Origin of the sequence: Paenibacillus sp. FSL K6-1318 (assembly GCF_037976905.1) — a bacterium.
Classification (GTDB): Bacteria; Bacillota; Bacilli; order Paenibacillales; family Paenibacillaceae; genus Paenibacillus; species Paenibacillus amylolyticus_A.
Genome location: NZ_CP150270.1, coordinates 5,511,588 through 5,538,260, shown reverse-complemented (window position 1 = coordinate 5,538,260; position 26,673 = coordinate 5,511,588). Strand labels below are relative to the sequence as shown.

The 26,673-nt window shown below is 46.2% G+C and carries 24 protein-coding genes, 1 riboswitch and 1 other annotated feature; of the genes, 17 read left to right on the top strand and 7 right to left on the bottom strand.

Annotation, left to right across the window (positions count from 1 at the left end):
* The first annotated feature begins 61 nt into the window (after positions 1-61).
* Both NYE45_RS24610 and NYE45_RS24605 read left to right on the top strand, forming a co-directional pair.
* A complete protein-coding gene (locus NYE45_RS24610; RefSeq protein ID WP_340014377.1) occupies positions 62-1,861 on the top strand; it encodes a M3 family oligoendopeptidase in 1,800 nt (599 codons plus the stop codon).
* 275 nt (positions 1,862-2,136) lie between these two features.
* Positions 2,137-2,547 (top strand): hypothetical protein, encoded by a 411-nt coding sequence (locus NYE45_RS24605; RefSeq protein WP_062837997.1) that lies wholly within the window; start codon positions 2,137-2,139, stop codon positions 2,545-2,547.
* Between the two features lie 83 nt (positions 2,548-2,630).
* On the opposite strand, the gene NYE45_RS24600 is transcribed toward NYE45_RS24605, so the two are convergent.
* A complete protein-coding gene (locus NYE45_RS24600) occupies positions 2,631-2,864 on the bottom strand; it encodes an alpha/beta-type small acid-soluble spore protein (protein WP_047841310.1) in 234 nt (77 codons plus the stop codon).
* A 205-nt stretch (positions 2,865-3,069) separates the two neighbouring features.
* Positions 3,070-4,044, bottom strand: a complete 975-nt coding sequence (locus NYE45_RS24595; protein WP_340014376.1) for an aldose 1-epimerase — start codon at positions 4,042-4,044, stop codon at positions 3,070-3,072.
* A 245-nt stretch (positions 4,045-4,289) separates the two neighbouring features.
* Positions 4,290-4,558: a binding site (T-box leader), on the top strand.
* 73 nt (positions 4,559-4,631) lie between these two features.
* Between NYE45_RS24595 and trpS the strand changes: the two genes are divergently transcribed.
* Positions 4,632-5,624, top strand: a complete 993-nt coding sequence (trpS, locus tag NYE45_RS24590) for a tryptophan--tRNA ligase (protein ID WP_340014375.1) — start codon at positions 4,632-4,634, stop codon at positions 5,622-5,624.
* 116 nt (positions 5,625-5,740) lie between these two features.
* Here trpS and NYE45_RS24585 read toward each other — a convergent pair whose 3' ends face one another.
* Entirely contained in the window at positions 5,741-5,941 is a 201-nt protein-coding gene (locus NYE45_RS24585) for a hypothetical protein (RefSeq protein ID WP_076333191.1), read from the bottom strand.
* A gap of 120 nt (positions 5,942-6,061) precedes the next feature.
* On the opposite strand from NYE45_RS24585, the gene NYE45_RS24580 reads away from it, so the two are divergent.
* The gene (locus NYE45_RS24580; RefSeq protein WP_017692386.1) at positions 6,062-6,280 is read left to right on the top strand and encodes an alpha/beta-type small acid-soluble spore protein; all 219 of its coding nucleotides are present in this window, start codon (positions 6,062-6,064) and stop codon (positions 6,278-6,280) included.
* A 116-nt stretch (positions 6,281-6,396) separates the two neighbouring features.
* On the opposite strand, the gene NYE45_RS24575 is transcribed toward NYE45_RS24580, so the two are convergent.
* On the bottom strand, positions 6,397-7,377 hold the full coding sequence (locus NYE45_RS24575; protein ID WP_340014374.1) for a metal-dependent hydrolase: 981 nt from the start codon (positions 7,375-7,377) through the stop codon (positions 6,397-6,399).
* A gap of 433 nt (positions 7,378-7,810) precedes the next feature.
* Here NYE45_RS24575 and NYE45_RS24570 point away from each other — a divergent pair, with 433 nt between their 5' ends.
* A complete protein-coding gene (locus tag NYE45_RS24570) occupies positions 7,811-8,422 on the top strand; it encodes an SCO family protein (protein ID WP_076319831.1) in 612 nt (203 codons plus the stop codon).
* Between the two features lie 76 nt (positions 8,423-8,498).
* Here the strand turns inward: NYE45_RS24570 and NYE45_RS24565 are convergent, their stop codons facing one another.
* Both NYE45_RS24565 and NYE45_RS24560 read right to left on the bottom strand, forming a co-directional pair.
* Complete coding sequence (locus tag NYE45_RS24565) at positions 8,499-8,846, bottom strand: toprim domain-containing protein (protein ID WP_062837991.1); 348 nt, start codon at positions 8,844-8,846, stop codon at positions 8,499-8,501.
* Positions 8,847-9,333: 487 nt separating this feature from the next.
* Positions 9,334-10,509, bottom strand: coding sequence for an MFS transporter (locus NYE45_RS24560; protein WP_340014373.1), 1,176 nt, complete (start codon positions 10,507-10,509; stop codon positions 9,334-9,336).
* Positions 10,510-10,699: 190 nt separating this feature from the next.
* On the opposite strand from NYE45_RS24560, the gene NYE45_RS24555 reads away from it, so the two are divergent.
* The 7 genes from NYE45_RS24555 to NYE45_RS24525 all read left to right on the top strand — a co-directional run bounded on the left by NYE45_RS24555 (position 10,700) and on the right by NYE45_RS24525 (position 20,278).
* Complete coding sequence (locus NYE45_RS24555; RefSeq protein WP_175623787.1) at positions 10,700-11,182, top strand: ATPase; 483 nt, start codon at positions 10,700-10,702, stop codon at positions 11,180-11,182.
* Between the two features lie 18 nt (positions 11,183-11,200).
* Positions 11,201-12,346, top strand: coding sequence for a transglutaminase domain-containing protein (locus NYE45_RS24550; RefSeq protein WP_340014372.1), 1,146 nt, complete (start codon positions 11,201-11,203; stop codon positions 12,344-12,346).
* A gap of 105 nt (positions 12,347-12,451) precedes the next feature.
* Positions 12,452-14,488: a penicillin-binding transpeptidase domain-containing protein gene (locus tag NYE45_RS24545; protein WP_340014371.1), complete on the top strand. Its 2,037-nt coding sequence runs from the start codon at positions 12,452-12,454 to the stop codon at positions 14,486-14,488.
* A 396-nt stretch (positions 14,489-14,884) separates the two neighbouring features.
* Positions 14,885-16,834: a penicillin-binding protein 2 gene (locus NYE45_RS24540; protein WP_340014370.1), complete on the top strand. Its 1,950-nt coding sequence runs from the start codon at positions 14,885-14,887 to the stop codon at positions 16,832-16,834.
* A gap of 510 nt (positions 16,835-17,344) precedes the next feature.
* Entirely contained in the window at positions 17,345-18,094 is a 750-nt protein-coding gene (locus NYE45_RS24535) for a Cof-type HAD-IIB family hydrolase (protein ID WP_340014369.1), read from the top strand.
* A 54-nt stretch (positions 18,095-18,148) separates the two neighbouring features.
* Positions 18,149-18,589: a DUF456 domain-containing protein gene (locus tag NYE45_RS24530; protein ID WP_047841365.1), complete on the top strand. Its 441-nt coding sequence runs from the start codon at positions 18,149-18,151 to the stop codon at positions 18,587-18,589.
* A 60-nt stretch (positions 18,590-18,649) separates the two neighbouring features.
* Entirely contained in the window at positions 18,650-20,278 is a 1,629-nt protein-coding gene (locus NYE45_RS24525; protein WP_340014368.1) for a polysaccharide biosynthesis protein, read from the top strand.
* A gap of 210 nt (positions 20,279-20,488) precedes the next feature.
* Here the strand turns inward: NYE45_RS24525 and NYE45_RS24520 are convergent, their stop codons facing one another.
* Entirely contained in the window at positions 20,489-21,775 is a 1,287-nt protein-coding gene (locus tag NYE45_RS24520) for a DUF2515 family protein (protein WP_340014367.1), read from the bottom strand.
* 142 nt (positions 21,776-21,917) lie between these two features.
* Between NYE45_RS24520 and NYE45_RS24515 the strand changes: the two genes are divergently transcribed.
* The 5 genes from NYE45_RS24515 (at position 21,918) to NYE45_RS24495 (ending at position 26,625) form a co-directional block, all read left to right on the top strand.
* A complete protein-coding gene (locus tag NYE45_RS24515) occupies positions 21,918-22,262 on the top strand; it encodes a thioredoxin family protein (protein ID WP_062837984.1) in 345 nt (114 codons plus the stop codon).
* Between the two features lie 389 nt (positions 22,263-22,651).
* Positions 22,652-23,575 carry a heme A synthase gene (locus tag NYE45_RS24510; RefSeq protein WP_268801834.1) on the top strand — a complete coding sequence of 308 codons (924 nt, stop codon included), beginning with the start codon at positions 22,652-22,654 and terminating at the stop codon, positions 23,573-23,575.
* Between the two features lie 200 nt (positions 23,576-23,775).
* Positions 23,776-24,495 (top strand): Cthe_2314 family HEPN domain-containing protein, encoded by a 720-nt coding sequence (locus NYE45_RS24505; RefSeq protein ID WP_340014366.1) that lies wholly within the window; start codon positions 23,776-23,778, stop codon positions 24,493-24,495.
* Between the two features lie 169 nt (positions 24,496-24,664).
* Positions 24,665-24,805, top strand: a riboswitch (SAM riboswitch).
* 125 nt (positions 24,806-24,930) lie between these two features.
* On the top strand, positions 24,931-25,965 hold the full coding sequence (locus tag NYE45_RS24500) for a methionine ABC transporter ATP-binding protein (RefSeq protein WP_340014365.1): 1,035 nt from the start codon (positions 24,931-24,933) through the stop codon (positions 25,963-25,965).
* Positions 25,966-26,625 carry a methionine ABC transporter permease gene (locus NYE45_RS24495; protein WP_145151695.1) on the top strand — a complete coding sequence of 220 codons (660 nt, stop codon included), beginning with the start codon at positions 25,966-25,968 and terminating at the stop codon, positions 26,623-26,625. It begins immediately after the preceding gene.
* Positions 26,626-26,673 lie beyond the last annotated feature (48 nt).

The window sequence follows — 26,673 nt, the reverse complement described above, 5'->3', positions numbered from 1 at the left end:
ATAAAACCAGTTTTTAATTCAATCCTAACCATCCAATTTATAGAGAGAGGTGCCTTATTAAATGAAAACGCCATTACACCCTGTATGGGATCTGGAGTCCATTTTTAGTGGAGGTTCTTCCTCCGAATCATTCGCTGCGTATCTGATTGAACTGGAAGAGGATGTACGCAAACTGCAACATCTGTTGAACGAAACACCCGCACCGACTTCATTAGAAGAGACGGCTGCATTTGATCCCATTTTGGAACTGCTGCAAAGCTGCTATATCCGCGTATCGGAAGGTTCTGCGTTTGTTTCCTGCCTCTCATCACAAAACCAGAAGGACAAGAAGGCAACGCAGCTTCAGGGAGCCATCAGTTCCCTTGCTGCGATGCTGAACGGCAGTAAGTCGAAGTTCGATAATACACTTAGTCAGACAACGGATTCGGTATGGGACGCGTGGATTGCTCGGGAAGATATTCAGCCGCTGGCATTTGCATTGAACGAGAGTCGCACGCTGGCTCGCGAGAAGCTTTCGCCGGAACTGGAAGGTCTTGCCCTGGATCTGGGTGTGGATGGGTACCATGGTTGGGGCAAATTCTATAATACGATTGTCAGCAAGGTGAACATTCCTTTTGAGCAAGATGGAGAAACGGTAATGCTGTCCGCAGGACAGGCTGCCAACAAGCTGAGTGATAGTGATCGGAATGTGCGCGAGACGGTATTTGCAAACTGGGAGCAGGCTTGGACCGATGTCGAAGATTTCTGTGCAGACACGCTGAACCACCTCGCAGGATTCCGACTGAAGTTGTATGAGAAACGTGGCTGGGATGATATCCTCAAAGAACCTCTGGCCATCAACCGGATGTCACGTCAGACACTGGATACAATGTGGAATGTGATTAACGGGGCGAAGCCTGCGCTTGTTCAATATCTGGAGCGCAAGGCAGAACTGCTGGGGGTAGATAAGCTCAGCTGGAGCGATGTTGATGCACCTGTAGGCCAATCAAGTGGCAAGATCACTTACGATGAGGCAGCAATGACTATTGTTGAACAGTTTGCCAAGTTCAGTCCTAAACTTTCTTCGTTTGCAGAGATGGCTTTTGAGAAACGCTGGATCGAAGCAGAAGACCGTCCTGGCAAGCGCCCAGGAGGATTCTGTACGTCTTTGCCACTTAGCAAAGCAACCCGGATTTTCATGACCTTCTCCGGGACGCCGTCCAATGTGTCGACTCTTGCGCATGAACTTGGTCATGGATATCATCAACACATTATGGAAGAGTTACCCGCATTGAATCAGCGCTATGCGATGAATGTGGCCGAGACAGCTTCCACGTTTGCTGAACTGATTGTAGCAGATGCCCTGGTACAGGCGGCAACAGATGAGCAAGAGAAGCTGGCGTTGTTGGAGGACAAGATACAGCGAAGTGTGGCATTCTTTATGAATATCCATGCCCGGTTCCTGTTTGAGAATCGTTTCTATGAGCAACGCAAAAAAGGCCTGGTCAACGCGGATGAGTTATCCAAATTAATGGTGGAGGCACAGCAGGAAGCATTCTGTGGCGTACTTGCAACAGATCATCCGCATTTCTGGGCATCCAAACTGCATTTCTACCTGACAGGTGTGCCATTCTATAACTTCCCATACACGTTCGGTTATATGTTTAGTGCGGGAATCTATGCGAGAGCACAGCAAGAAGGTACAGCATTTGCAGATAAATATGATGACTTGTTGCGGGATACAGGACGTATGACGGTCGAAGAACTGGCCCAGAAACATTTGGGTACGGACCTGACACAACCGGATTTCTGGCAAAATGCTGCGGATTTGGTCATTGCCGATATTGAGCAGTTTCTGCAGATGACAGCAACCGAAAAATAGGTTGAAGATATAGGAAATGGCTGCAATCAAGTGTTTAACAGACACTGGATTGCAGCTTTTTTTTGTTTAGAATCCTCATTTTCAATTCTCGAATATTTTGTCGTAATTAAGTGAAAAAGCTCAGTTTAAGGAAGTGGAATGGCAATTAATTGTGCAAATTATAGTTAGAAATACCCAACTTTGCCGTTGTTTGTTGAATGAGCACATATGATGTCATATAATGAGTCGTAAGTCCTTATCATATAGGACTATAAGCATATAAGGGGAGTGTTAATATGAAAATTGACGAGCTTTCATTAGCGAGACAGTTGGATCTGGTGTTCAAAGAGCTTGATCATGAGTTGTCGGGGTTAGACTCAGGGGTAGTTTTTGTGCAAATACGAAACAACGTAATTGGGAAATTCGGTATTCGACATAATCCGATAACTGGACGGAATGGACAGATGGATGTGGAGGAAGGAGGACTAAATGAAACCCAGAGAACTTCTTTCCGAGCAATGGCACTGGAGACGTTGAAATTCAAACGGAACTGGACACATGGCGAAATATCGTACGACTTTACAGTAAGACAAGGTATGATTTTGGTAGATGCAACAATGGAGTCTAATTACAATATGGCGAGCCTGATGATTCGTTACCCTAGAACCAATACATACAAGGATTCAGGTATGGAGTCGACCTCCTAATTACTTGCACAAGAGAAAGCGGCACTCCCGAAGAAGGCCGCTTGTACTTTGGATTCTGCTCAAATCAAGCAAAAATTACGAGCTTACGAACGACCCGATAATTGCTGCTCAGCGATTTGCACCAGACGTTTTGTGATGTATCCACCCAGAGAACCTGTCTCACGGGAAGTATAGTTACCGTAGTAACCATCTTGTGGAATCGTTACACCCAGCTCTTGTGCAGCTTCAATTTTCAATTGTTGCAATGCTGCAGTTGCTTGGGGAACGACCAGGTTGTTGGAGCGGCTACCGCTACCTTGGTTTTGACTTCCGTACATATGTGTCACCTCCTTATGGGTTGGTGATGTTAGTATGGTTAGAGAATACGGAAATATACATGATATGGCGTAAGGGAAAATATGGATGATCAATAGTAGGCATGTCACATCAAAAAGCCGACCCAAAGCGGGTCGGCAAGTTGTATAAGGATATTAAAATATAGGGTGATATGCGCAAAAGCAACATAGAGGATGATAAGCCTACTTAGTCTGTCGGAGGTATAACCTCAATACGTGTAAATAGCTCAACAGGCTGTTCCGGTTCCAGACGAATTAACCCCGTTTGCTCATCCGATAAAGCTAAATTAGGTGCATCCGGGAGCCAAGTGTACGGTTCAATGCACAAGAACTGATCGGATTCACCTTTGGTAAAGAGAACCCAATGTTTGAAAAATGTTTCATCTGCTGAATATTTCAATGTATATCCATCTTGTCTGCGTAAGTAAGCCGTGGCTGGTTCACCTTCGGTAGCTTTCAACAAGGTATCCCAGTTACGTCCCTGCAAGTTGATGCCTTCGTTCAGAGCAGACCATTCACCTAGAGATTCAATTTCACCTGTAGGGAGTTGCTCCTCATTCTGTCCGTATAGTCCGGAAACAGGCACTTGCAATGTCCAGTCGGCAGGTTTGCCGTCTAGCAAAAACCATGTATGATATCCCATCCCGAAAGGAGCAGGCGTTGAGCTCAGATTGGTGACTCGCAGACGCTGGCAAAATACAGCGTTTTGCAGACTGAACGTCATCTCAAGCTTCAGGGGAATCGGGAATTGAGCCATCCAGTGCTCTTCATTTTCAGTCAGTAATTCGGTTGTAATTGCACAGCCGTCTTCATCTTCCTCAATGTCACTGACACACCAGGATTGGGTACGGTGGAGACCGTGAATATGGTTGTCATTGGCCGTGTTCTGATCGAACTGGTAACGAACACCTTCATATTCGAATTGTCCACGATGAATGCGCCCTGGTGGAATCAGGAGAGGAACGCCAAAATGGTACGGCTTCTGCAGATAAAAGGCAAGATCGTCTTCATCCGGACGGCGGACGACATCTCTGTCCTGCACTAAATCGCGAATAGAAATAATATTATTTCCAAGACGCGGCAGCAGGGTAATTTCCAATTCACGGCTATGTAGGATATACGTGTCGTAACCATTCCATTGGCCTTTGGTCACTTGTTTCATATCGATGCTCCTTTTCCCACTTGAAATCTGTCTGCAAGCAGTCGTGATGATGCTACTGCTACAGGCGTGTCATTGTGTACATGCCAGCTATTTCCTGCTCGACTTCGTGTGAAGTTAACAATAGGATAAGCAATTCCATCATAACAGATTTTAGTGTGTCGGGTAAAAAAGTTCATCTCATTTTGACATTCGCGCCTGTGCGCATTAAGATGGAACTCTGAAAGCATTTATTAGAATTGAATGACATGAAATCGATGACAGGGACAAGTAGGCCAAGAGAATCCTCTTCAGAAAGCCGGTGGTTGATGCGAACCGGTGTGAGCTCTTTACCGAATGGACCCTTGAGTGTGGATTTGAACAGGCAAAGCCGAAAGACGGCTTGCCCCACTAGAGTCTGCCGTATAATCCACGTTACGGAACAATGAAGGCATTTCTTCAGCTTGACTTGTATTCAGGGTCAGGGGCAATGGAAGAAAAGCGAATAAGGGTGGCACCACGGTCTCACGTCCCTTGCGGATGTGGGGCCTTTTTGCGTTCGCAGAGAATGGCGGGAGCTTTTTATTTACAATCAGGGAGGCGTTTGTGCAATGAAAACAGTACTTTCAGGTATTCAACCGAGCGGTAAGCTCACATTGGGCAACTATATTGGTGCAATCAAAAACTTTGTAAAACTTCAGCATGACTATCAGTGTCATTTCATGGTAGTTGATCTTCATGCAATTACTGTGACTCAGGAGCCAGCAGCATTGCGTGAACAGTCGGAAGCTGTAGCTGCGTTGTTTATTGCAGCAGGTATTGACCCGTCTAAATCTAACGTATTTTTGCAGTCCCATGTACCGCAGCACGCGGAATTGGGATGGTTGATGACGACGCTGACCTCCATGGGTGAGCTTGAACGCATGACTCAGTTTAAGGATAAATCATCTGGTAAAGATTCCGTTGGTGCTGGACTGTTCGTGTATCCATCATTAATGGCGGCTGATATTTTGCTTTACAATGCTGATCTTGTACCCGTGGGCGAGGATCAGAAGCAGCATTTGGAACTGACACGTGATCTGGCAGGACGCTTTAACCACCGTTATGGGGAGTACTTCACCATTCCAGATCCGTATATCCCACAGGTGGGTGCGCGGGTAATGTCACTTGACGATGCTTCTTCGAAGATGAGCAAAAGTAATCCCAATGCTGGCAGCTATATTGCCCTGCTGGATCCGCCGGATGTCATTCGCAAAAAAATCAGCCGGGCTACAACAGATTCGGGACGTGAAGTCGTATATGATCCAGCGAACAAACCGGAAGTCAGCAACCTGATGAGCATCTACGCTGAATGTGCGGGTATGACGCTTAAGGAAGTAGCTGAGCGTTATGAAGGCAAGATGTACGGTCCGTTCAAAAAGGAACTGGCTGAAGTGGTTGTGTCTGTTATTGAACCATTACAACAACGCTATAATGAGATTCGCGAGTCTGGCGAATTAGCCGATGTTCTCGATACGTCAGCGCGCCGTGCAGAAGAAGTTGCTGCTCAAACGCTGGATGCAGTGAAAGAACGTATGGGGTTTGTTCCTAGACGCAAACTGTAGTGCTGAACAAGATTTCCATATGTAACGGAATGAATAGTTAACATGAATAAAGAGGAGTCCTAGTTTAGGAACTCCTCTTTATTTGTACGTCCATTATTGAATGATAAAAGACCTGTTCAAGAAGTAGGCTCTGAAGCCGTCGAACGAACTTCCTGACGTTCTTTTTTGGCACGGATCACAAATCCCCAGCCAATGTTGGCCATGGACAGGATAAACAGTAGTGCTGCTAACCAACCGGAGTAGGAGATCGTAATTGCTGTAACCGCTAACAAGATAATCGAAGAGAATGCGAACCATAAGGATAAGCCTTTGCTCATTGGGAAAAACCTCCATCTACAAATTTAGTAAAATTCCGTATAACCTGAAGCGTACGAGCCATAATAATCTTGCAAGCTTGCAATTACATTACAGACACAGATTGAAGGGAGATTATAAATATGGCTCAAGGATCTCGTTCTAACAACTTGGTGGTACCTCAGGCAAATTCAGCACTGCAACAATTGAAAATCGAGGCTGCACAGGAACTGGGTGTAACTATCCCACAAGACGGTTACTATGGTAACTACACTTCCCGTGAAACAGGATCTTTGGGTGGATATATCACCAAACGTCTGGTACAAATCGCTGAGCAGTCTCTGGCTGGGTCTGGCAAATAATTTATCTTAACCAAACAGCAACAAAACGGATAAACAGAAAGCCCGGGGCGGAAACGCTCCGGGCTTTCTCGCGTATCATTTCCTATGTCTGATTGTGCCTTGCCATGATCGCTTCGTCAAGGGCGTGCGGATAAAAGTTTTTTATCCATCTTCTCATCGCTTAACCAGCCTACATACGTATCGATCGTTTCAAAATTTCGATCCATCACGACTACAGCGACAAATGGATATTGTTTCCGGTGTCGATATCGTACATCAGCCCAGCGGACCTTGTAACCGGCAGGTAATTCTTCAACCTCTGCCACCGCATAGGAGGTGAAGTAGAGGAAGGCACTGACTTCCGGCGATTTGCGTGAAGCAGCAACGGCCGCATGGGTGGAAGATGAAGCTTGCAGACTCCAGGCCAGATTAGAACCATCCATTTTACCAATCTCATAACTGCCATCTTCAACTCTTTTAACGACATGCCAGCGATTCCAGGATATCGTCGGAATGACGATATATTTTGCTTTCTCTGGGTTGTTGTCGAGACGTCTAACCTTTCTGACCGCTTGTGCACGAGCAATCGTCCGCCATATATAATATAGTCCCGTTAAGCTATATAACGTCACGAAGAGTGGTGCAGGGGCGATTAGGTCAAAGGCCCATAACAGGATAGCCACGACATGCGTGGAGAATAGAAACGGATCAAAAATATGAATGATGTTCCAGGCGATCCAGCGTTCTGTAAAAGGCCGGGCGGCTTGGGTTCCATAGGTGTTGAACAGATCAGTGAATACGTGAACGCCTACGGCTACAGCAGTCCAAGTGGCAACGTGTCCAATAGGTACACCAGGGAATATCAATGCAATGACGCCAGTGATGAGCAGAACCCATAACAGGAGAAATGGCAGAGAGTGTGACAAGCCCCGATGATTCCGAATGTAAAGCGAATTGCTTTTGAGACGTAACGCAGTATCGATGTCAGGGGCCTGGGAACCGGCGATCGTGCCAACCATTACCGCAGCTGCAAGCATAGGGTTGGACGCGACGACAGGATCGACATAAGCCAGACCGGCTAAACCAATCCCCATGACAAAATGTGTAGAGGTATCCATAAACGTCTCCTTTGTGTGGTGTATCGTTGTAAGGCATATTGCTTCTCTATCTAGGTGATACCCATATATAGTGTATAATATCCGCCTGTCAGGATGCAAAACACCCCAAATTTCGAAGAGATGACAATAAATGTATTATAACCAATAAATGTGCGCGGTTTGTCAAACTATTTCGGCATTTCCTATGATAAACTTTATATCGGATACAGAGAGAAAAATCGTCAGAGCACATACGATACAAACTGAATGATATACAACGCTAAAAATGTATGGGCATTGTTCCTTTAAACCGTTACAATAATATAGAATCTCATAAAAAGTAGGTTTCTTTGAATACATATGTCACAGTAGATGGATGAAGCGTAAAGAACGTGATTTTGGGTTCATATATGTATGCGTATTCATAAGAAAAGATACAGGAGGGACGAGGAAGATGCTGAAAAAGTACAAATGGACCTGGATGCTGCTGGGGCTCGCACTGATTATGGCTGTGTATCTGATGTGGGGCACCGTCTTTGCCAGTAAGGAAAAATTACCCGAGATTCGTGAAATCCAATCCTTTTCCATGGAAAATGTAGATGGCAGTACGGTATCCCTGGAGGACACCCAAGGGAAAGTCCGTTTGTTCTACTTTTATTTCACCAGTTGTCCGGATGTCTGCCCTATTACGACGTTTACATTATCCCAGGTGCAGGATCTGTTGAAAGAGGACGACACCTTCGGTAAAGATGTCTCGTTTGTATCCATTTCATTCGACCCGAAAGTCGATACAAGAGAGAAGATTAAGACATTCGCGGACCGCTTCCATGCGGATTATTCCGGATGGTACTTCTTGCGAGGCGATATGGACAAAACCAAACAGTTCGCCAGGGATTCATTCCAAATCCTGATCGAAGGGGAGAATAAGGACGATTTTGCCCATATGAACATGATTGGTCTGGTGGATGAGAACAACCAGCTACGAAAAGTATATAACGCATTTAATACAGAGGACGTTGTGCCTGCTGTAATTGCCGAGGATATTCGGAATCTGATCAAGGAATAATCATCTGATGTTTATATTGTAAAGGCTGCCTTCAGGTTGGATATCAACCGAAAGGCAGCCTTTTTGGTATTTCCTTTTAAAAGGAAGGATGTTCGGGGTATTGGATGTACGTCTCTAACCCGGCTTTCTCCAGCTGGGCAATGATATACTCATCAGGTGTTCCTTCCACCCCCGCATATCCTCGTCGTGTATACATCTGTACTGCATCCGGGAAAGCATCCCGAAGCACACCTCTAATTTTTTTGCCGGAACTGTCATTATCCATAAATAAAAAGACTTCATCATAACCGACTTGCTTGCGCAGGGTCTCCAGCTTGAGGGAATTTAGTGTTCCAAACGTACATAGAATGTTGATTTCGGGTCCAACCAGACGTTTCAATTTGCTTCGATCATTCTTACCTTCCACAATGACATGAATAGGCATCATATTCACCTCTTGTTCGAGAGCTTATGTCGACATTCCCCGGGAAATGTTGCAGCGAAAATCGACTGATTATATAAAATGGACTCCTTTCTTTACACGTTTGCTAACTGGAGAGAACAACCCATCAAGACAATTCTCTGAAATCTTATCTCATGTGTATCATTAGGTCAGTAATAGCTAGCAGTGGCCGTTCCGGTTACGGATCGTTCTTCCGATCGCTGTTGTCTCCATATATTTCTGATTTACTTTTATAAAGTTAATATTTGGAGACAAAGGCGAACGCTACCGCTTCTTCAAAATCGATTCCGTTCCCTTCACTACTTTTGGCTAATTGTTCAACTTTAATGATCTTCAATAAGATAAAACCTTCGGTGATTGTAAAAGATAGATTTCCCAGTTAGCTTTTATTAACGTGTAAAACGTTAGTCCATTTTATATAGTTTAGCTGTAAGTGGGGGAATGATGCAAAGCTAAAGAAAATACTGGCCTAATTCAATATACTTTTCGGATCGGACAGGGAAGCTTCGCTTCTGGATGTGTAGTATGGAAGCAACAGCATACCGATCATTAACAGAACAAAGGCAATGAAATAGGGTGATAACCCGACACGGAGTTGCCCGGCAGTGATGGGGCCGATGAAAGATCCGATGGAGGTGGCGATGGATTGCAGCGAGAAAATGCGCCCCAGCTTGCTTCCTCCGCTCAGACGGATAAATAGGGTAGCCATAGCTGGAAAGATAATGCCTTTGGACATCCCAAGTACAAATAATACGGTGGTCAACGGAATTTGCGGAATGGCTGCCATCCCAAAAAAACACAAGGACATTAACAGCACGCCCGCAACCAGACGCAGTTTTGGGGAATACCGGTTGAGAAATAACATGCTGAGTGTGAAAAGTGCCCCAATACTGATAATGGAGAACAGCAGTCCGGTAGACATGATGGACGATTGTCCTCCTCCCCGCAGGGGTAATTCGAAGAAGAGAATTCCTTGGGCACAGGCAATAACCAGAGGCAGGGCAAAGTATCGCCAGGACACCGGTAGAAATGCACTTTGTGCATTTGCTGGTGAGACATCAGGTTTAGCAGGTTCAGTTACTCTCTCGTGCTGCTTGACGATACCACGAGGCATCGTCATGAATGCAATGACACCTGTGAGAATAAGCAGATAACCCAAGCCTGAGAATGTAGCGGAGAAGCCCATAGAGCCCACAATGATCGCACCGGCTGCTGGCGATACAACAGAGGCGAGGGTATGCACTACGCCGTGACCCGACATATACTTCCCCTGTTTCACCGGATCGCTGGATAGCTGTGCAAGCAAGGCGAGGCATGCAGGAGACAGGAAGGCCAGTACAAAACCGCTGATGGAACGCAGCGCAAGCAGTTGCCATGGTGTCTGGACATAGGCTTGCAGGAGCAGGATGAATCCTGCACCGAGCAGACTGAATACAATGTAGCGGCGACTGCCATGTTTATCGATTTGCGTTCCGGCAATCAGATTGCCAGGAAGATGTGTTAAGGAATAGATACCCATCATCCAGCCGATGAAGGTAGGGGCGGCTCCAAGTGATATGGCAAAAGGGGTCAGAATGGGATACTGGGCGTGCAAATCAAATACAGCAAGGAACAAAAACAGGTATAGCCAGATGGCCGTTTTCACATAAGCCCCTCCTTGTTAAGCGATGCATATTCAAAGTACAAGTCTTGAACGTGTTCCCCGTTCGTCAGCAGAACCTCATGGTACTACTTGTACGCCCGGCGGGACGAACTTAGACCGTTTATTTTTACGGGAGAGGGCTTAGCTGACAGCAGCTTCGGAAATCATGTATAATATTCGGGAAGTGTAACGAATGAATTCTAATACGGAAGGTGTAATCATGAACATAGAAGTAATCAAAGAGTTTGTGATGCAGAACTGGCTGGTGATCGTGGTTGCGTTGATCATTTTGTTCTTTGTTCTGAATGTGGTCAAAACCGTATTGAAATGGGCGATTGCCATCATCATTATTGCGGCTCTACTGATATACAGCGGCATCTCCATTGATCAGATCAAACAGACAGTGACAGACGTACAATCCAGTACGATGGACACATTGAAGAAAGAAGCGACCAGCATGATGCTTAAGGAAGCTTCCAAAGCGACATACGTTAAAGGACAGGATGGAGCATTCACCATCACAAGTCCCAATGTGGAGATTAAGGGTCGAACTCAATCGGATAAAGTGGATGTGACCTTCCGCGGAATTTCTCTTGGCGAATGGAAACTCGACAATGAAACGATACGTACGTTTGTCGAACAGGCACAGGAGAACAAAACAGCACCAGCATCGTAGTAAAGGGGGAATCAGTACGTGCTGCAGAATTGGCTGGACAGCCTGAAGGAGTTTAATGGCATCACAATTATGCTGCTGCTGATTGTAGCTGCTTCATTGTTGCAGGGTTGGTCCAGAGGGGCTTCGCGTTCAGCAGGCAGACTCTTCGGGTTCCTGATGGATGGCATTATGGCGGTGATTGGTATTCTGTTGTCGATCGGTTTAACGATGTGGCTTGCGCCATATGTGCAGCAGTGGCTGTCTGCGTATGCTTCAGCCATGCCTAACCGTGAGTTAAATCGGTGGGAACAGATGTATTATACGTTGGTTACGGCGATTGCAGATTTTCCGCTGATGCGGTTCGCCGTATTATTTGTACTCAGCTACGGGCTCATCCGAATGATTCTCGGATTGCTGTCTTCATTTATGTTTAGCAGCAGGCAGGGTCTAGGCGAGGAAAGTGCTCCTAAAGGTATGTTTAGCCGGCTGACAGGTGCATTGATTGGCACAATCATAGGCTCCGTCCGTGGAATGATTGTCATTGCGGTACTGTTCATGATTGTCAGTCTTTACCCAGGAAGCATGTTTAGCAGGTATGTGGAGGCATCTCCCATCTATATGCAAGGGGCCAAATCGGTTATCGAACCGTTGTCCGGCACGTTCATCAAGGACAAGCTTCCCGTATTTACGCAGGCTGTGCAGAAGGAACTGGGCGGCATCCTGCAACGCAAATATGAAGTCATTGACCATAATATTCCGACAGACATTGAATCTGCAGCGAGTGAAATTGTAAAAGGCCAATCGACAGATGAGGCCAAAGCAAGAGCGTTATACGACTGGGTAGGTTCACGGATTCAGTATGACTATGGTAAAGTGGATGACTATGAGCAAAAGGGCATATGGCATGAACAGAATCCGCAGAATACTTTTGATACACGCAAAGGCGTATGTATTGATTATGCCCGTCTCTATGCCGTAATGGCTCGTTCACAAGGACTTGAAGTCAAAGTCGTTACAGGACTTGGGTATAACGGCCAGGGCGGATACGGACCGCATGCGTGGAATGAAGTGTATTTGAGTGATTCCGAGAGCTGGGTTCCGCTTGATCCGACGTGGGCAATCAGTGGAGATTGGTTTAATCCTCCGAATTTTGCCGACACCCACTTAAAGGATCAATCAACTTAACATTACAACGGACATGGGTCCGGAATATGACGACGTTGCCAGGTTATCATGCTGCGAAGAATCAGTTTGAGTGGTATGCATCAAGTCATGAAAGAGGTAGGATGGATGAAAAAGCATTCCAATGAGAAGGACGAACTTACGGACAAACGGCGATTTAGCTACCGAATGAACGTATTTTTCTTCGCTTCCTTTGTTATTTTTAGCGTTATTATTGTACGATTGGCGTTTTTGCAATTTGTCGAAGGACCTGAACTCAGCCAGGAAGAAGCGAGTAACATTACCAAGGATGTACCGCTTCCTCCCGTGAGGGGAACGATCTATGACTCCACAGGTGAAGTGAAGCTGGCATACTCCAAGCCCATTCAGTCTCTCTACCTGACACTTTATAAAAACTATGGGGATGTTGATGGGAAACCGAGTCCTAACATAGGGGAAGTACAGGATATTGCAACCCGGTTGCATGATGTGTTTGAACAGTACAAGCTGAAGGATTCAGAATCACTTACGGTGGAGCAAATTCTCGAAGAGATGGACTTGAACTCCCGCAAAGCGAACGGTTTTATGCCACGACTGATCAAGAGTGATCTGTCCGAGGAAGAAGTCGCTTATTTCCTGCAACATAAGGATGAGTTCAAAGGTATTCAGATCGTCGAGGAGAGTGTACGTTTCTACGATCCGGATACGGTAGCGGTTCAGACCATCGGTTATTTGAAGAAGTTCAGAAGTTCGAAGGCCCTGGACAAATACAAAGAGGTGGACGAGGCCAATAAAACGCAAACGGATCCGGGCCTGGTGTACACGGAAAATGAATTTGTAGGCTTTGATGGACTGGAGCTGCAATATCAGGATGCTCTCCGCGGCAAAAGCGGATATACATCCGTTGATGTTGATTTGCGTAACTTGCCTGAAGGTGTGGCTGGTACTACCCCGCCGGAGAAAGGGTACGACCTGATTTCCAGCATTAACAAGAACGTTCAGGTGAAAACAGAACAGGCCATTCTGGATCAGTTGAGTTGGCTTCATCGGAATCCGGTTTCCGGTAAATTGCATCCGAATGCCAAGACCGGATTTGCGGTTGCGATGGAAGTGGACACGGGGAAAATCGTATCTGCTGCCAGTATGCCGGATTATGATACCAACCTCTGGAGAACAGGCAGTATCACGAATGATCAATACGATGATATTAAATATGTGTACCAAAATGGTACGATTCGTTCTTTCCCTCCGGATGATTCTAAAAAGCGAGCCGAATCGATCGTGTTACTCGGCTCCACGATCAAACCGCTTAGTGTCTTGATCGGTTTGAAAGAAGGTTTCTTCACAACAAATACCGTTTACTCAGATAGAGGTTCAACGACCTTTGGTGGAGACAACCGCAGAGTTCAGAACTCGTCGGGCCATGTGTATGGTGCGATGCGTCCGCATGATGCGATTCGTCATTCCTCGAACGTATTCATGATTGATGAGATCGGGAAGAAGTTGTACTCGAAATATGGTGCGACCGGAATTGACAAATGGGATGAATACATGAAGCAGTTCGGTCTTGGAGTATCCACAGGGGTGGATCTGCCGAATGAATTCTTGGGCATACGGGATTACATGAACACCACGGAAAGCTCGCTGACGCGTCTTGTGTATGGTTCCTTTGGACAGCAGGGGAAATACACAACCATGCAGTTAGCACAGTACACGACGATGCTGGCAAACAAAGGAAAGCGGATGGAGCCACAACTGGTCAGAGAGTTCCGGGATTCGGAAGGCAACGTGGTCGAGAAAGTAAAACCGAAGGTACTCAGCACGGTGGAGTTTAACGATGCTTACTGGAATGAAGTACAACGAGGCATGGCAACCGAGGTATCCGCATTTAGCGGATTCCCTTATGACTTTGCCAGAAAAACAGGAACATCGACACAGGTGGTAGGTGGAAAACTGGTGGATAATGGGGTGTTTATCGCCTATGCACCACGTAATAATCCGAAGCTGGCTGTTGCTGTGGTTATCCCCGAAGGGGGCTTTGGTTCGAGTAGTGCGGCTCCGGTTGCACGTGCGATCTTCGATGCCTATGACGAGGAATTCGGTCTCGACGGTATACCGAAAAAAGACAAAAATAAAGATGCAGAATCGGAATCAGGCACACAGTGATGTGAGACATTGTTACAGAGGGGACCCTTGGTGGGGTCCTCTTTTTTGTATTTACGCAGAGCTTGGATCGAGGGAGTGAACTAATTAATTGCATTAATGTGTAACCAAATGAGCCGTATTACGTTTATATAAGGAAAGGGTAAACGCTTTCGACAGAGCGGGATAATGTTGATATGTCAGTGTTTACATTTAAATCGGTAGATTGGTTCGTGTAACGGTTCTGTTTACGAAAATGTAACCAAAAATTGAAAGACGTGACAGCTAACCTTTGGTAGACTTGTATGAGAAAGGATTAAATATCGGATTGAACACGTTCACAAGACGGATTAAATATTTTATTTTTATAGAGGAACGGGAGAGGCTTAAACCATGTTTAACCGATTGAGGAAGAAACCCATGACTGAGGAAGATACACCCGTCAACAAGCCGTCGACTGCAAGGTTAAATCTGTTTTTTTTCGCGGCATTTGTCATATTCAGTATCCTCATTTTCAGATTGGCCTTTGTGCAATTTGTGGAGGGTCCTGAACTAACGTATATGGAAACGAGTCGTAATACCAAAGACATTCCACTCGCACCTGTTCGCGGTCCCATCTATGATGCGACAGGGGAAGTCGCGCTGGCCTATTCCGAACCAGTGCAGTCCCTCTATGTGCTGTTATATGAAGATTATCGGAACGATGAACGCAGGCAGGAAGCAGAGGAACTGGCTCATGATCTGGCCGCTGTGTTTAAGCAGTTTAATCCAGGGGACAAGGAGCAGCCGGATGCGGAAGAAATCATCAAACGACTGGATCTGGATTATCAGAAAACGTTCGGATATGTGCCAAGATTGGTGAAGTCGGATCTATCGACCAAAGAAATTGCTTTTTTTATGGAGAAAAAAGCGGATTATCCGGGCGTTATGGTGCTGGAAGAAAACATAAGAAAATATGACCCGGATGGTGTAGCAGTTCAGATTGTTGGTTATACAAGAGAGTTCAAACGGGCACCAGATTCCATTGCCAAATACAAGGCTATCCGTGAGGGGGCAAGTACCCAGCGTGATCCAGGGCTTGTGTATCATGAGGAAGAGAAGGTTGGGTTTGATGGATTGGAGCTGCAATACCAGGAAGAACTTCGTGGACGAAGCGGATACCAGTCCATTGATATTGACGCACGCAATTTGCCAGATGGAACGATGTTACAAACACCGCCAGAGAAAGGCTACAGTCTGGTTTCCACCATTAACAAGGAAATTCAGATGGCCGCACAAGAGGCGATAACGGACGAACTGCGCAGACTTCCGAAGGCGATTACGGGATACGCAGTAGCCATGGAAGTGGACACGGGAAATGTGGTGGCTATGGCGAGTATGCCGGATTATGATCCGAACGATTGGGATTATGACAAAATTAAGTATGTATTCCGGAACGGAACCACCGAGTCGTTCCCACCGAATGATGCCAAGCCTAGTCGGGCCGAATCCGTTGTACTCCTTGGATCGGTCATCAAACCGCTAAGTGTGCTTATTGGATTGAAAGAGGGGTTATTTACAGCCGGACAGACCTATCATGATCAGGGATATGCGGTTTTGGGGAAAGACGGACGACAGGTGAAAAACTCGCATTCTGCTTATAATGGTTCTATCACCGCCAGAAGAGCGATTGAAAAATCCTCCAATGCCTTCATGATCGATATGGTAGGTAAACGTTTGTTAAGCAAATATGGCTCAGAGAAAGGCATCGATGTCTGGCACAAATACATGCAGGATTTCGGTTTGGGTGTCTCTACGGGAGTAGATTTACCTAACGAGTTCTTGGGTCGGCTGGAATACAAAGAAGATCATGAATCAGCTCTAACACGTTTGGCATTTGCCTCCTTTGGACAGCAAGCCAAGTACACGACCATGCAACTCGCACAATACACCACGATGCTTGCCAATAAGGGCAAACGGATGGAACCACACTTAGTGAAGGAAATCCGTGACGCGGACGGCAATGTGGTGAAAGAGATTAAACCTAAAGTGCTCAATGAAGTTGATTTTTCCGATGCGCACTGGAATGAAGTTCATAAAGGAATGGTTACCAAAGTAAGCTCATTTGACGGTTTCCCTTACGATTATGCACGGAAAACAGGAACATCAGAGCAGGGGACCGGACCGAACAAAAAAGAGAATGGTGTATTTATTGCCTTTGCACCACGAGATAATCCGAAGCTTGCTGTCGCTGTTGTTGTTCCGGAAGGTGGGTTCGGGTCAGTCAGTGCTTCACCAATAGCACGGAAAATTTTCGATGCATATGACGAAGTGTATGGTCTCGATGGAACACCGAAAGGCAAGAAAGATCAGAAGCAAGACCAAGAGTAAGTAATACAGAATATTGAAATGCACTGATATGCAGTGAATGAATTATATTTGATTTGCAGAGGCAGGGGAATTTCCCTTGCCTTTTTTGGATACTGCTTGCCTTAAAGACATGAATGGTTAGTTCGATTTGGAATATACATCTGTCGTGAAGCGTCAACGTTTCGATTACGGGTTATTTTGTTGCATACAGATGATCTGTGGTAAAATGTCGTTAGCTGTGACGTCCGGAGCGTCCGTTTTACGGATGCCGGGCGATCTTGTTGTGAAAGAATGTTTAAAATTAGATAAAGAGAACCTTTAAGTTGAGCTGGAGAACCATTGTGGAACGGAGAGGGCAGAAAAGACCTAAAGAAACGAAGTGGTTGCGTTGATAACCGAATTTTCTCCATTGTAGATGGAATCAAGAAAATCTGGGGATAACAGCAATCGAAAGGTTTTCTGCCCACGTAGTACCTGAATGGATATCCATGAGTTCAACTTGGAGAGAGACAACCTAGGAGGAACTACTGTATGAGTGAACTGAAATACAAATTGCTGGCATTGGATATGGATGGAACATTGCTTAACGATAATCATGAAATTACGCAGGAGACCGCCAAGTGGATACAGATTGCCATTCGTCGGGGTGTACATGTGTGCCTTTCCACGGGAAGAGCTGTATTCCACGCGATGCCTTATGCGGTCCAACTTGGACTGGAGACACCGATGGTTACCGTTAACGGTAGTGAGGTCTGGAAAGCCCCGCATGATCTGCATATGCGTCATCTGATGGACCCGGCATTGATTCGTAAAATGCAGGAAATTGGTGAGAAATATAGTAGCTGGTACTGGGCATACTCCGTGGAAGAGCTGTTCAACCGTGATCGCTGGACAGACAATATTGAAGGTCTGGAATGGTTGAAATTTGGCTTCAATACCGAAGTGGATGAAGTCCGTCACCAGATCATGATGGAACTGCAACAAATGGGTGGTCTGCAAATGACGAATTCTTCACCCGTTAATATTGAGATCAACCCTGCTGGCGTATCCAAAGCGAGTGGTGTAGCGGAAGTCTGCAAGCTACTGGGCATCGAAATGTCCGAAGTTGTTGCTGTCGGAGACAGTCTGAATGATCTGGCTGTCATTGAGGCCGTGGGTCTTGGTGTGGCTATGGGCAATGCGCAAGAGCAGGTGAAGGAAGCGGCTGATCTGATCGTAGCGAGTAACAATGACGACGGTATCGTCGAAGTGATCCGTGAACATATTTTGAAGGGGGAGTAATCTTTGCTCGCAACCATTGCCTGGATTTTAATTGTGCTGCTGTTTGCAGTGGGAATGGCTGGAACGGTATATCCCATACTGCCTGGTGCTGTAGCGATTTTCTTCGCATTTCTGGTCTACGGCTGGTTCTTCAGCTTTGATCCGTTCGGCGTGTGGTTCTGGATCATCCAGATTTTGATTGTTGTCGTATTGTTCGTGGCTGATTATGTCGTCAGCGCTTGGGGCGTGAAGAAGTTCGGTGGCTCCAAGTTATCGACAACGCTGAGTACCATTGGTGTTATCATTGGGCCATTTGTCATTCCGGCATTCGGACTGGTGCTGGGACCATTTATCGGTGCTTTTATCGGGGAACTGATCGGAGGGTCTTCACCTTCCAAAGCGTCGAAAGTTGGTTTTGGTTCCGTGGTGGGACTATTTACGAGCACTGTGATGAAAATTATTTTGCAAATCGTCATGATTGTTCTCTTTATTATCTGGGTGGTAAGATTCGCCTAACGTTATGGATTAGCTTCAACGGGATGCACGTCCGGTGTGGAGGAAAGAAGGGGAATTGGTTTGTCTAAGAAAGAAACATTCATTAAGGGTACGCTCATTCTGGCGGCAGCTGCACTGATCGCGAGGGTACTCGGATTGGTTCAACGGGTGCCGCTGGAGCATATCCTCGGGGATATCGGTAACGCATCGTTTACCATCTCCAATACGGTATATTTAATGCTGTTAACTGTAGCAACGGCGGGCATACCGAGTACACTTAGCAAAATGGTGTCGGAACGCTACGCACTCGGACGCGCGGGTGAAGCACAACAGATCTACCGTGCAGCCCTGATCTTTGCGGCTGTCGCCGGGGTAGTCATGTCTGCTTTATTGTGGTTCGCGGCGCCTTATTATGCTACGTATGTCTCCAAAGTACCGGAATCGGTCAGCGCCATTCGTGCCTTGGCCCCAGCCTTGCTGCTCTTCCCAGCCATTGCGATGATGCGTGGATATTTCCAGGGACGCGGCAACATGACAGCAGGCGGTATTTCACAGATTGTGGAACAGTTCGCCCGTGTAGGTACAGCCATTATCGTGGCTTATGTCATGCTGCAATGGAATTATGATGACCAAACGATTGCTGCAGGTGCTTCATTTGGTGGGGTATTAGGAAGTGTTGGTGCCTTCGGTGTCATGCTATACTTCACCTTGAAACTGCGTCGTAGCGACCGTGCGGCGCAATTGAATTACGAGCGTGCAGAGCAATTGCCGATGCGAGGCATCTACAGTGATATCTTTAAGCTCTCTATTCCAATTGTGCTGTCTTCACTTGCGGTCCCAGCCATTAACTTTATCGATTCATCCCTTGTGGTTCCACTGCTTAGTGGCCAGATCGGACTCGAAGAAGCGACAGGCGTACTGGCGATCCTCGGTGCCAAGGCCCAAAGTATTGCGGGTATTCCGCCAATTTTGGCTATCGCTTTGAGTCAATCGTTGGTGCCTGTCATTTCGGCAGCATTTGCCCGCAAGGATGAAGCCCATCTGAAGAATCAGGTTACACTTGCGTTGCGCATTTCCATTCTGACAGGTATGCCGATTGTCATTGCACTTTGTGCGGCTGCTAATTCGGTTAACGGATTGCTGTTTACCAATCTGGATGGAACGCCGATCATTGCTTTGCTGACATTCGGTACCATTTTCCAGATTACGATGATGACCACCAACTCCATTTTGCTTGGGGTGGGTAAACCGCGGATTACGATGGTGAGTGTGGCAGCAGGTGTTGTGATCAAATTGGTCGCAAGTTTGATTCTGGCGCCAATCTTCGGTATTTATGGCATCATTATTGCAACGGCCCTCTGCTTCCTAGTGATCACGTACCTGAATCTGCGGGTCCTTCGCAAAATCGTTGATTTCTCCATCATGGGAGATCGCTGGAAAGGGTTTATCATTACAGTGCTGCTTGCCGCAGGTGTAGGATTTGCAACGAACTGGATTGGCAATATGATCTTTGGACTGTTCCTGCCAGCGCGTGTATCCTTCTTGTTTACCTGCCTTGTGGTTGGTGTGCTTGTTGTGGTGGTGTATCTGGTTCTCATGGTTGTGCTGCGTGTACTGCGCAAGGACGAGCTGGGCAGTTACCCCCGTATTCTGCAAAAAATTCTTCGTCCACTTATGCGTCTTCAACGTGGAGGCGTACAAAGAGGATAACCCTGGAAGGGATCATCATTCAAGCCTCTATATTGTGTGCAAAATAAGATACAAGCTCTGTCTGCTGTTGAAGCGGACAGGGCTTTTTGTTTAGTTCAGGCAGAGCTTAGGCCGAGTGGGTTGAGCATTAGGCAAGCAAGCCTGAATTAGCTGTACTTTGGGTGTTCGCATGTATGATGTGGACTAGCCTTTTCCATATGATCTTTACCATTAGTGTGTAATGGCCTTGGCATCATGAGCCAGTGCTGTTTTTAGCATGCCATACCGATGTTCGTGACTCATCTCAAACAGCCATGGGCGGCGTGGTGCGGTCAGATAACCGAGACAATCCCGAGTCTGAAGCCAGTCCTGTCTGGTAATCGGCTCATAAGGCGTATCTACCCATACGGCGAGCAGTTCCGGACTATATAATCGTTGCCCTTCGGGTAGCCATTCTTCATCTAGTAGTTCTTGAGCATAAAGTGTATGTTCACCCGCCTCGTCTTCATGATGGGTAAACAGGCCAGGCCAATATTCGGCACGTGAGCCACGATGGGGAACCGAACGTGCGAATTCCAACACTTGTGTGTGTACTTGTTCTACACCAAACAACAGGGCATAAAGGCCTTTGCCAAACAGAATTCGCTCATCCAGCTTGCCAAAATGTTCAATGACCCGTCCTGCAAGCCCAGCTTCTCTTCCAAGAGGAAAGACGATATGATTCAGGCCGGCTAGATTATGCAGATGGAATGCGGGTTTGGAAAGTACTTCTTTTTGAAAATAAGGATGCTGCACCACTCGGCTCTCGATATAGTTCTGCTCATTAATAATTAATGCCACACTTAACAGTGAACTGCATCGTTCCAGCCAAAAGCGTTCCCAAAACGGCGTCATGAACGCCGATACGTGAAAGTGCGACAAGAGATGGAAACAGCTGCGCCCGATCCGGCGACTGTTCATATACAGCAAAAGCTGGGGATACGCATCCTGGAAAATGAGTGCATTGCATCGCTCCAGCAATCGATACATATGCTCACGATCGCTTGGATTCTGTAAATTATGCATCAGGTCACTCTGAAGATCTGTCATGTGATATCCGCCGTTGCGAGAGACCATATGAGCCAGTAGGGCCCAATGCAGTTCAGGATATTGTTCGTAACATTCCAGATAAGCAGCCGTGCGAGTGATGTTACTCCGATTATGCTCCTGGGTCAGCGTCTTGATCTCTTCCAGAATGATGCAATCTTCTTCACAGACGAGAGCACTTTGGACCTGGTCAGTGCGTGCAAAAGACTTGCCGCTGGCAGGTAACAAACGCTCCACCTCGGATTGCAGGGCGATAGCCGTATCAGTATCCCACTCGATGTCACGCAATGGATGCCGAAGCTGTGCCGAAGCTTGCCATGCAGCCTGTTTGCCACGCCAGATTTCCCGGGCAGCTCCCGGAATGGAACGGACAATCTGCAGGAGGGACCCGTGATGCTGTTCGCTGGAAGAATCGGTTCTGGTGGAAGTCATGTTGTGACATCCTTTCATGATGTTCTGGGTTTAATTTCACAGACCATGTGGTTTATTCTAAGTATGCGCTGATTATTTGACTTCCACTCGCCAATTTGCTTCACTTAGATTAAGACAAGGTACAGAAAGGAAGATGAACCCAATGGAATCAATCACATCCAAACCGGCATTTGATGTAGCCATTCAATCCCCACGTTTAACGATTGCCGTATTCAAGGCTGACTGGTGTGGAGACTGCAAATACATCGATCCGTTTATGCCTGAAGTTGAAGAAAAATATGCACGTGAACTGACTTTGATTGAGGTTGACGTAGACCAGGTTGGAACGGTCAGTGAAGAGCAGAATATTCTTGGTATTCCAAGCTTTGTGGCGTATACAGATGGCCGCGAACTCGTACGTTACGTGAACAAGCTGCGCAAGTCGAGAGAAGAGATTGAGCAGTTCCTGGATCGTGCAGTTGAGGTGTACAACACGATCCATAAATGATGTTATATAAGTTCAAATGATGAATATTCACACAGACACACAGTCACTCCGATGACAGAATAACCTTTTGATCGCTGTTATCCCCGGAGATTGTTCATGTTATAAAAGGGTATACTAAAAAGAACGCCATTTCTCTTGAAATAGGGAAATGGCGTTTGTGTATTCGACGTTCGATGTAAGAAACGTTTCATATTACATATCCCTAATGACCTGCGGGTCATTATTTCACCAGACGTTAACATTTTGTCACAAAGCGCGACGTCAATGAACATTTTATCCGGTATAATGAGTTTAGTTGTGAAATAAGTGTCAAAGTACCGAAACAAGCGGAGAATATTCTTCGCCATCTTAAACCAACAGCGGGTGAGAAAAAATTGAAGCACTTAACTTTGTTTAAATGGTTAACCGTATTAACCTGTCTTGTCATGTTTCTGGCCACTTTTGGTGGAGGCATCGTAACCAAAACGGAATCGGGCCTTGGCTGCGGAACGGAATGGCCTTTATGTAACGGAAAACTCGTTCCGGCACATACTGTGGCTTCACTTATTGAATATTCCCACCGCGCTGTAAGCGCACTGGCTGGACTGTTGTCCATTGCCTCATTTGTTGCTTTTCTGCGGTTCGGCAAGTCACGCCGTGACCTGCAATTGTTTTCTTTCTTAACCTTGGTATTTGTTATCGTCCAGGGAATCATGGGGGCTTTTGCCGTCGTCTTCTCCCAATCTTCTGCAGTCATGGCATTGCATTTCGGCTTTGCATTGATCGCTTTCGCCAGTTCCCTCATGATGGCGCTAGGCATAAGGCAGGAGGCAAAAGATGGTGGATTGGAGCGTCTGAATAAATACCCTCGGGTCACTAAAAAATTCAGGAATCTGGTCTGGTTCTCCACGGTTTACACGTATCTCGTTGTATACACGGGTGCATTTGTGAGCCACACGGATTCTGCAGGCGGATGTTCCGGATTCCCGCTCTGTAACGGGCAGATTATTCCTGAGCTTTCGGGTGGGGTGGCGGTTGCGTTTGCTCACCGTGCTGCGGCTGCATCGCTCGTAATTGTTATCGCTATTCTGGGTCACTTCGCTTACCGTAATCATCCGGATAACAAGGAGATGCGTACCCTTGGTGTGGTATCCGTTATTCTGATTTTGATGCAAGTGGTCATTGGTATTTTCATGATGGTGACGATGAGCCGTCCGGAAGTATACATGTTCGTAGCCCTTGCTCATATGCTGGATATCGCCATATTGTTCGGGGTTTTAACGTATATGAGTTTCCTAGTGTACAAGCTGCATCGCCCAGCTAATCGTTTCTAAATTTCGTTGAGGTTGGAACGACTCTTGGGCTAAATTTGAAAGTCCACCATTCAGTGATGTACATCATTGGACAGGTGGACTTTGTTTGATGTCAGGGGGATCAGGGCAACCTATGGCAAGCAGCAATTACACGTATACTCGGAATGGTTTATGTATGATGGTGATGAATCTTTGTTGATGTGGAAAAGAGGAGGTTAGTTATGCTGCGAACGTTGCTGGGAGAAAAGCCGCGTATAAACGAAGGGTTATTAAAGGAAGCGATGGAGTCCATGGCGCATACGCTTGAGCTGTTTCAGCGACAAATGCATGTGGACCATGATCCCACGCATGACTATCGGAAACTGTATGTGTGGACGCAGGGACTCATCTCCTCGCTGGATGAACTGGAGCAAAGCTGTTTCGCTGCTGCTCATTTTCGCAAAAAGGTCGTTGCAGGCTCTACGGACGATATGACGCAGGCCGAGAAAGCCGAATATGCCCGATATGTTTATTTCTATAAAGATGGCTTCATCCGTTGTTTTGCCATTCTGGATAAAGTCGGCACCGTATTGAATGAAATATTCGAGCTGAATACCTCAAATACAAAAGCACATTTTTCTTATTTTACCGTGTTAAGGCAGTTCGATTATGCGACGCAGCATCATGACCTTGCCTTGCGATTGATTCAGATCAAGGATTCATATCGTGAACCGATGAGCAAGCTGCGCAAACGACGTAATATGGAAATTCACTACATGAACTCTGAAATGCATGATGATTTGTGGCAGTTACACCAGACGTTGCAAGGGAAAGTGAAGTTGGAGGATCTGGATCAGCATGTGCATGAAATGCGTCAGGGCGTGGATATGGTATGTGAAACGTTAAGTACTTCATACGGCTATATTAATCAGATATGGCTTAAGCAAGGTAAGAAACGTTAACGCAGTAAATAAAATGAAATAATTCCCTTTGACAAATCGGAATACTTGGATTATACTGAGTTTCAGACCGAATGGTACATGAATATCGTTATTTTTACAGAAGTTTCTGAACTATTGAACAGTATATAACATGAACTACATGAACTTATAGAATCTTACAACCTCATATTTCTTATCGAGAGTGGCGGAGGGACAGGCCCGATGAAGCCCGGCAACCGATTTATAATGAATGACACATGTGTCATTCGTTATAGATGTTAGGTGCTAATTCCTACAAAATGGTGCAAGACACGATTTTGGCAGATGAGAAGGTAAATTCACGTGAAGAGCCGTCTTTGTATCTGCAAAGGGGCTCTTCTTTTTTTGTACGTAAAGGGGAGTTTTCCTTTCTTTCGGGTAAAGATACATGTAGGTGGTAGGAAGGAGCAAGTGCTATTGATTGAATTAAAAGGTCTAACTAAGACGTATGGTAAAGGGGCAAAATCAACAACAGCGTTATCCAATCTGGATTTAAGCATCCGCAAGGGTGAAATTTATGGCGTCATTGGCCATTCCGGAGCGGGTAAAAGTACACTGATTCGCTGTATTAATTTGTTGGAACGTCCAACGGAGGGTGAGGTATGGGTTGACGGGATCAACCTGACTGAACTGAGTAAAACTGAATTGCAGCAACAGAGACGCAAGATTGGCATGATTTTTCAACATTTTAATCTGCTATCCTCGGCAACGGTATATGACAATGTGGCTTTTCCACTAAAGCTTGTAAATACACCCAAGGAAGCCATTGATCGCAAAGTGAAGGAAATGCTCACTCTGGTTGGCCTGGAGCACCATAGCAGCAAATATCCGGCTCAATTATCGGGTGGACAGAAACAACGTGTTGGGATTGCAAGAGCGCTTGCGAGTGATCCGAATGTACTTCTCTGTGATGAGGCTACTTCGGCACTTGATCCGCAAACAACGAATTCAATCCTGAAGTTATTGCTCGACATTAATGAAAAATACAACCTCACGATTGTGCTGATCACACATGAGATGCACGTCATCCAGAACATCTGCGACAAGGTTGCTGTCATTCATCAAGGTGGCATTGTGGAACAGGGGCCTGTAACAGAAGTATTCCTGAAGCCGCAGCACGCCATTACGCGGGACTTCACGATGCGTGACCATGAAGCTGGACTTGCTCTGGAAGAGACCGCTCTGGCGAATGCAAGCGTTGAATTGCAGGCAGGTGCTGCTTCCAAACTTGTGAAGATATCCTTTCTGGGTAATAAAACATATGAAGCGATTTTGTCCAGAACGGTACGTAAGACAGGCGTGGATTTTGCCATCCTGCAAGGTACGATCTCTACGATCAAACAGGTTCCTTATGGGCAACTGACCGTTCGGTTCGAGGGTGAGTCGGATGCGATTGAACGGACGATATCCGAATTAACCGCAGAAGGACTTGATGTGGAGGTGCTACGTTAGATGGATTTTTCAACCGTACGTTGGGAAGAGGTTGGTAAAGCTTCCATAGAGACACTGCAAATTTTGGGTGTATCAGGCTTGTTTACCGTTATCTTAGGTTTACCGCTCGGAGTTCTGCTGTTCATGACAGCCCGTTCTGCTTCGATTAAGTCACGGGCAGTGTACACGATACTATCCCTGATTGTTAATATTTTGCGCTCAGTCCCATTCATCATATTGATTGTTGCTCTTATTCCATTCACTCGTATACTCGTCGGTACAGCTACGGGGGTACTCGGCGTTATACCTCCTCTGGTGATTTCAGCAGCTCCTTATTTCGCCCGTTTGGTGGAGAACACGCTGCGTGAAGTGGATCGGGGTGTCATTGAGGCGGCACAGGCGATGGGCGCATCGACCGGACAGATTGTAAGACGGGTGTTACTGCCTGAGGCGCTGCCTGGTCTGCTTGCTGGTATTACGATCACCATCGTTACGCTCGTCTCCTATACGGCAATGGCGGGCATGGTTGGTGGTGGAGGCCTGGGAACACTGGCAATTAACTATGGATACTTCCGTTATCAGAATGAAATCATGATCATCTCCGTAGTGTCGATGATCATTCTAGTGCAAATACTCCAGATGGCTGGAGATCGCTTGGTTACATTTTTCACCAGGAAATAACACATAGATAACATGATGGATGTGCAATAATGCGGATGCCACATGAAA